The sequence below is a fragment of the Loktanella sp. DJP18 genome, from assembly GCF_049310965.1.
GTDB lineage: Bacteria > Pseudomonadota > Alphaproteobacteria > Rhodobacterales > Rhodobacteraceae > Loktanella.
Map to the genome: position 1 here is coordinate 1 of NZ_JBMERN010000153.1, position 7,336 is coordinate 7,336.

Annotated in this window: 6 protein-coding genes; 1 reads left to right on the forward strand and 5 read right to left on the reverse strand. The window is 53.7% G+C overall.

The genetic code is table 11. From position 1 onward, the window contains the following. Positions 1-782: IS3 family transposase (locus ACOI1H_RS22260; protein ID WP_422440267.1), on the forward strand; the 782-nt coding region annotated here is incomplete at its 5' end. On the opposite strand, the gene ACOI1H_RS22265 is transcribed toward ACOI1H_RS22260, so the two are convergent. From ACOI1H_RS22265 to ACOI1H_RS22285, 5 genes are all read right to left on the reverse strand, one after another. Then, on the reverse strand, positions 779-973 hold the full coding sequence (locus tag ACOI1H_RS22265) for a hypothetical protein (RefSeq protein ID WP_422440268.1): 195 nt from the start codon (positions 971-973) through the stop codon (positions 779-781). The genes ACOI1H_RS22260 and ACOI1H_RS22265 overlap by 4 nt on opposite strands. A 1,121-nt stretch (positions 974-2,094) precedes the next feature. After that, the gene (locus ACOI1H_RS22270; protein ID WP_422440270.1) at positions 2,095-3,636 is read right to left on the reverse strand and encodes a hypothetical protein; all 1,542 of its coding nucleotides are present in this window, start codon (positions 3,634-3,636) and stop codon (positions 2,095-2,097) included. Next, on the reverse strand, positions 3,633-5,549 hold the full coding sequence (locus ACOI1H_RS22275) for a hypothetical protein (protein ID WP_422440272.1): 1,917 nt from the start codon (positions 5,547-5,549) through the stop codon (positions 3,633-3,635). Before ACOI1H_RS22275 ends, ACOI1H_RS22270 begins: the two co-directional genes overlap by 4 nt. A 118-nt stretch (positions 5,550-5,667) precedes the next feature. Continuing rightward, entirely contained in the window at positions 5,668-6,228 is a 561-nt protein-coding gene (locus ACOI1H_RS22280) for a hypothetical protein (RefSeq protein ID WP_422440273.1), read from the reverse strand. Positions 6,229-6,365: 137 nt separating this feature from the next. Beyond that, positions 6,366-7,336, reverse strand: a 971-nt coding sequence (locus tag ACOI1H_RS22285; protein ID WP_422440275.1) for a hypothetical protein, incomplete at its 5' end; no start/stop codon positions are given.

Sequence of the window (7,336 nt, forward strand, 5' to 3'; positions counted from 1 at the left end):
CACGGTCGTCGTTCTATTACGCGCCGCAGGGCGAGACCGCGATGAACCTCGACCTCATGCTGCTGATCGACAAGCAGTTCTTGGACACCCCGTTTTACGGTGTCCGGCAGATGACGTGGCACCTGCAGAACGAAGGCCATCCCGTGAATGAAAAGCGCATTCGGCGGCTGATGCGCCTTATGCGATTGATGCCGATCTATCAAAAGCCCAACACAAGTAAGCCTGCCAAGGGCCACAAGACCTACCCCTACCTGCTGGGCGGGCTGCGGATCGACCGGCCAAACCAAGTCTGGTGCGCCGACATCACCTACCTGCCAATGCGCAAAGGGTTCCTCTATCTGGTGGCCATCATCGACTGGTTCACCCGCAAGGTTTTGGCCTGGCGTATCTCGAACACGCTGGAGGCCGAGTTCTGCCTCGAGGCGCTGAACGAGGCGATCCACAAGTTCGGCCCACCCGAAATTATGAATACGGATCAAGGCTCCCAGTTCACATCCTTCGACTGGACTGACCGGCTGAAGCGGGCAAAAACCAAGATCTCCATGGACGGCAAAGCCCGATACCTCGACAACATCTTCATCGAGCGCCTTTGGCGGTCCCTGAAATACGAATGCGTCTATCTGCACGCTTGGGAAACCGGGTCCCAAGCCAAAGCCGGTGTCGGGCGCTGGATCACCTTCTACAACCACCTGCGGCCCCACGCCGCCCATGGCGGTCAGCCGCCCGCCGTGGTCTACTTCAACGCAACCCAAACCGATCAGCAGGTGCAGGCAGTAGCTTAAATCAGCCGGAAACCTGTCCAAGAGTTGGGGAGTAGCTCAGTCAGCTCGAGACCGCCCTCGAGCGTCACGCTTTGCTTGCTGTCGACCCAGCCTTCCTGGCTCGGAAGAGGTGCGTTTTGCGCAAGTCCGAGCGTAGGTATCGCGAGGGCAGCAGCGATAATAAAGGCGCAAGATTGGATCGCGATATTCATGAGGGCGTCCTCACTTTTGCTGACTGTTCAGTCAACAGAGGCAGAGGCGCAGCTTTCTGTCAAGATGAGGTGGTGAAACCGGCTATTTCACCCGCTTTCTTTGGTGGATAAGCAGGATAAAAATTGACGAAGTGGCTGAATGCCCGCTTCTTGCAACTTCTCAATATTCATACATCGTGCTACTGGGAAAACATGATTGATGATCAGTATACTGAGCGGGACACTTTCAAAGTAGCGTTTGATCGTGCGCGTGGGAAAGTCGATCCGTCTATAGAGCTCGACATCGTGCAACCTCAGACATTCCGCGAACGAGCTCTGCAAGCTGTTCCCGAACTGTCTGTCTTTCGCGCTCGCCCAATGTGGCAGCGAGCGTTAATCCGGTTGGTATGGCGCGTTCATCCGGAATGGCTGCCACGTCGAGAACAGGGGAATCGCGTTTGGGTATGTCTCGTCACGTAGAGGTCGAAAATCATCGAAAACTGACCACGAACGCAGCGAGAGAGCCCAAAAGTTCACGCTCCGTTCGCCCTCTTCGCGCTCAAATTTCCAAACGCGATAGCCCTGACGTCGAGAACGTGAGATACGCAAGTCTCGGCAGAAATGATCGAGAATGATCCGGATGGCCTCCGGTCAAACCCCCTCGCGCGTATACTTATTTGCGCCGCCACTCATCACAGCTTGGTCATGGCACGAAAATGCCGCATCTCCCTAAAGGCGCTGAGGCTCACACACGAAGATTTTGCCTTCCGCCAGATACTATGGCACTGACAGAGGCCGCGGTCACGGACGAAAAGCTTCAGTTTGTTATCGGAACGTGCCGCGCCTTGTGACCGATGACGACAAGAAAGCCAGAAACACAATCTCGCGACTAAGGACACACGGACCGTATGATTGGGGCAGCTACTATACAATGCAATGTTGGCTCAAAACTTCAAACCACAGTATCGGCGGCTTTCGACCGAACGAAAGTTGGCCGAATATTCTGATGTGCTCTTTGCCTCTTGTTGCGGCGAAGTGGCTGAGCCATTTACCGGCTGACAGTTGAATTCCTCGAGATATTGACCGCTGTTTTGAGCAATCCAACTGTCATCTAAAGGAAAAGTCTCTGCCATATTTCAACATTAAGACAATCCGGAGTTGCCAGCGCCTTTGGAAAAACAAGACAAACCGGTCCGGAAATCGTCATCTGCACGAAGGTCAGTTTCACCTGCTAAAAATTCTGCCCTTCTTGACCGTCGAGCAGCTTGCCTCCGGTTTACCGCCGTCCTTGCCAGTCTGTCCTGCTGATAGGTCGTGCGAATATCCCAGTCCGTCTGATGACTTGCGATCATTGCGTAACTCGTTCCGGCGTCTCCATGCTCAATTGCTTCATCTGTATGAAGCATTGTCCGTGTCGTCGTAAAACTGTTTCCAGTCAATGCTTTGAAAATCCGGGGTATATATGTCGGCGAGACAGGCGTCCCGTCGGAAAGGACGAAGAGCGGCCGCCGGGTAGCCATCGCTTTGCTCCGTCTTTCGCCCAATCGCTGGCTCGGATGGTCGCCAAGCAGGACGGCATCAATGAACTTGCCATGGTCTTGGGCCAAAGGCAGAACGAGATTGTAGGGTGTGGTTGCATGGGTTTTCTGAACCATCATGTCGATCACCCATTCACCGTTAATCCAGAACAAATTTTTGCCGAATATCAAATAGGCAGAGGCGTTTCGTAATGGGGCAATTGGATAAACGCCAAGAATACACGCTCTGTTTCGCATCCGGTGTCGCTTTTGCGGACAGTCTACCGCGCACATCGCCTCAAGGAGACCATCAGCCATGTCGAGGATCTTATTCGTAGTGTTGCCGGTTCGCGCAAGCTCGAAATGCTTGAGTGCTTTCTGACAGCGTTCCCGGCTATCGAGGATAGCAAGTCGCTCAGAAAGGAATTGAATCAGAACTGGATCAAGTCCAAGGAACCGCGCAAACCGATGAAGTTCTTCGACAGAAGCTCGAATAGTCGCCCAACGTAGACCATTTTTCCCGATTTTGCAGCGGTCTGTGACGTCCCTTTGAAATTGTTCAATCGTCGCCCGTGAAATGTCGATCTGGATGCCCGCTTTCCGGCACGACCACCCCAACTGGCAGAGCTTTTCACGGGTCCGTTTCAGAATTTCATGGCTGATGACGACACCATTTCCCGGAAGGCCGAGAGCTGCACGAACCAGGGCGTCTTTCCAGTCTGGCGGCAGCTCGTCCGGATAGATCGAAACCTTCCTACGCTTTGCGTAGTGGGCAGCGGGCCGCTCCAGTGGGTTCCATGAGCCACGGTCCTCTTGGCTGGGGGAAGTGACCGCGCTTTCGTGGCCAGTCAGTCCTAAGTGTTCATGATTATCGGGTCTCTGGCTGTCTTTCTGGATTGCTTTTATTGCAAGTTGTGCCGCATCGACGAAGGAAGGCACGCAGATTTTCAATGCCGTTTTAAGATGTTGCACTGCGGATAAGGCATCGTCTTCTGTGCATGCCCACTGAACGATGTCCCCACAACCAGGATTGGCGAGTCCTCGGGCTGCCACGTAATCGAGAAACGCGTCCATGGCAGCCAGGCAGATCAGGGACTGGTCCGAGAGCTCGGGCAGATGATCGAAATGTCGCCAATGCGATTTTGACAGAAGCTGCGTTTTATTCATTTTGCGACCTCCCAAGAATATCCGATTTCAGTTCGGTAACCCGCGCGTCGCTTAGAACGCAGATCCTGATGGCGGCGCAGTGTCGCGATCTTATCAACAAAAGCGTAATATTTTTCGATGGTGCCTGAGCGATCACCGAGGACGACGGCAAGATCCTCAATACAATTCGGGTCTTCTTTGATCTCGATCGAACAGTATCCATGACGAAAGTTATGTGATGTCATTGGAATTCCGATTTTATCCGAAGCCATCAAGAGCCAATTGTCAAAAGTCTTGTGAACCATGTTGGCGCTCGCCGCACCCAACGATGGAAACAGGAACACCGAAGTGGAGCTTCTTGGAAATAGCGGTCGAATGCATAGGAAATAAAAGTTGAGAACAGCCTCTCCGTAGAGGCCAGGCTCATTCCCGCATATATGTATCGGCGGAATGGACTGATTGCGCCGGGTCAGTGCTTCTCCATTCTTCAAATCTTCATTCGGCACAATAATCGTAAAGCCTTCGCTGCGTTTTCGATTATCGAAGAATGTTTGCTTCGCACCTTTTAGAGTGAGGCCGAGGATATTGGTTTTTCGAAAAGGTGCTCCTTCCAAGGCAATGGCCGCATATGCCGCACAAACACCGAAAATTCGCGCCCGCCGCAAAAGCATCTTCGCGGCGGCCCTCTTCTCTTTTTTAAGCGCGTTCATATTTTCGGGTATCGCAAGGTCAACGAGATTGAAGCCCTCCCTTTCCGCCTCCTTGAGCGCCTCCTCGGCGATCTGCATGTATGAAACGTGCTGGGTCTCAAAGGTCGCAATTTTTTGCTCATCGCCGATAAGGTCGCGGCACCAGGCTTCTGTCTCGGCCGCCATGAATTCGTTCGCCTTCCGACCCTCTTTGAGAGTTGGATAAGTTTTACAGCAAGTGCCGATCTTCTCTGACGCTTCGGCAAACCCGTTACGGCTGAGAGCCAGCTTTAGGCAATCTGCGTAGCGGTAGATGGTGCGCGGAGAGAGGGCCGACAACTTGCCCTCTTTGTGCGCCGAAATCCAATCGACCAAGACAAATTCGATGTCATGGCTTGAAAACAAACCGGCAATCGTGTTGAGCGACGTTATAGGCCTTCTTTTCGCAATCGCCGAAAGATAGGCATTCATCGCGGCGGCAAATACACCGATTGCGCCCTTTGAATGCCGCTTTGCAAGGGTGGCATGGCCCTCCGGTGTCTCGACGCCGACCGGGAGCGTCGTTGTCGCGTTTCGCACCCATTCGGTGACCTCGGCAAGGAGGGCGTCTGGCACGTCGTTCACTCCTCGGAGCTCGATAGACGAAAGTCGTAAAGGCGCCGCGGGCAAGTGTTGAGACAGCGTATCGAGAGACCTTAGCTTGTCGAGCCCATCTGCTGCCTTGACCAGTTTGACCCAATGCTGTGCGGGAATTTGGCCGTGCCAAGCAAGCAGGGCCCCGCTTGATACGTCTGGAAGGTCAAGCTCGCGCTGGCGACAGGTGTCGGCAAGTGAACGAATGAGTTTGATGCGGGATTGGGGAACCAAGCCGGCATTGACCAGCTTCTGGACATCGGAAAGAAGGTTCTCCCATCCGTCCCGACGCGCAAGGCGTTCCTGGCGTTTCCGCAAATCACCTGTAAAATGTTCTATGCCTCTCCGCCCATCGCCATGGTATTGCTTGTAGGTCGGGATCGACCATCCCATTTTCGCGGTCCGTTCCACCGTGGGTGCCGAGCGCGGGTCAAATCTTGGCATCCAATACCGGTATGTTTCGAGACACGCTTCATCTTGTCGAAGGTCGTGCTTTCTCAGCCTGGCGACCATGTCACAGACTTTCTCGAGATTGGTGCCATACTGGCGAATGGTCTTCTTGTCGCTATTCAGGCAGGAGTTGATAACATCTTGTATTATTGGCATCGCCATGGGAAAAATTTCCTTCGTTATTGATCGTTACCGGGAACATTGGCCGTTTCCGCGCATCCGGTAATGAAAGGTCGTTCGTTTTCCGGTGCCGAAAGCGAACGACTTGTTGTTATTTCGGTCATTGCTGTGCAATCTCAGCTTTATCGTGCACAATTTGCGCAAAAACGTTATTGGCAATCAGATGCACAGGCTTTTTCGCCCCATTTTTCTCAAAAAAACATGATGCATCCACACGCTCAACGTATTCGAATTCTGGCGGCTGCCGGCCATCTGCCAGAGCCTCGATAATGCAAGGTATCCATCGTCGCGAACGTGGGGGTCCTCCATCTTCTTTTGCTTCAGAAAGTTGCACACCCCTGGGATACTCAAAGGTGCCCTTTCTTATCTTTGCGCGAACTGTGCTCGATGGCACCCCAGTCCGGCGTGCCAGCCACACTGACCCTTGAAGTGGCTTCCGCAGAAGCCTGCGGTCGTCTTCATGACGAGGACTAATCATCAAAATTCTGCGCCACACGTCAGCTTCCGGATATAGGCCTTCGATCGATGTGATCCGGAAACGTTCAGCAACATCAGGAATAGAGTTCCGGCTCACTCCAAGCCAAATCGCCAGCTCTTTGCCCGAATAGAACCCTGGCCGCTTCTGCTTGAATTCCTGCCAGCGCTTGGTATTTTTGGTCATGTCCATCTCCTTTCGTAAGAGATGGGTTCAATGGCCTTTGCTCAAAAACATTTATCGGTGCCTATCGAGCAAGGAGATAGCCGTATCAGCGAATATGCCCGCATTCGCGTCGTGACTATTCGCTTGAACACATGTTGTCAGGATGCGTGGCCCCGGTTCCGCTGTCGCTCAATGCCGGTGCCGCGGGCTGGTAGAAGCTGATGCTCCGGGCCATACGTGCTGCAAAGGTCATTGATCGTGTAACACGCTGATTCCAACGCCCGCCGCTTCTGAAGTGGCAGCCCAGCAATCTGGACCGCAACCCATTCTGGGTCGAGGTTGGCGGGAGAAAGTCCATCACGCACGGCCAAGGTTTTAAGTGTCGCCAAATTCCCGACTCGGGCGGGAGAGATCTCCGGCGTTGCCTGTGCCAATTCACGCAGCTCACGCCAAAGGCTTTCTATATCGCAAACCGACTTAGATAGCGCCACTCCACCCATCAATGAAATCCGGTGGCTGAGACGGTGAAGGTATATACTGTAGGTTTGCCGCGACGGTCGAGCCAGGCCGAATGTGATCGGATCAAGTCTGAAAAACGCGGCACCCCGGCCCTCGGCAAAAAACTCGTTCGGGTTGGGTGTGTCACATAATGTGAAAATGTCCGCCATGATTCCCATTCGCCATACGAACGAAAGGGCGTTTCGGTCAGCCGCCGCTAAGGCGTTCCAGAACGATTCGAGACTGGCGGGAATGGGGTATTCCACGCTGTGGTCGGTGAACTTTGGAAGCCCCTCCACCGGGCGCGGGGTTAAGACACCCGCGCCTTTCGCAAGCGTTTCGTCATGTAGAGCATCCATTGCTCCAAGCCCCTGTCGAAAACTCCGCCTGTCTTGACCAGAGAGGCCACCGTCAATGACAAGTGCCAGTTCTCGGTCGAGGTGCCAGGGATCGGTGTCGGAAGATACTTTCGAGCTGGCATAGTATAAGCGGTTCGCAAAAGAGCGCCCACGACATATTCTGGCCACCCGTCTGAGGGTGTCCCATGGATCGACGTCAACGATACTGGGTTCGGCCAGGACCGAAACGTCCAGTATCAGGTTTCGCCAGCTATTGTAGGTGCGCGCGTCCG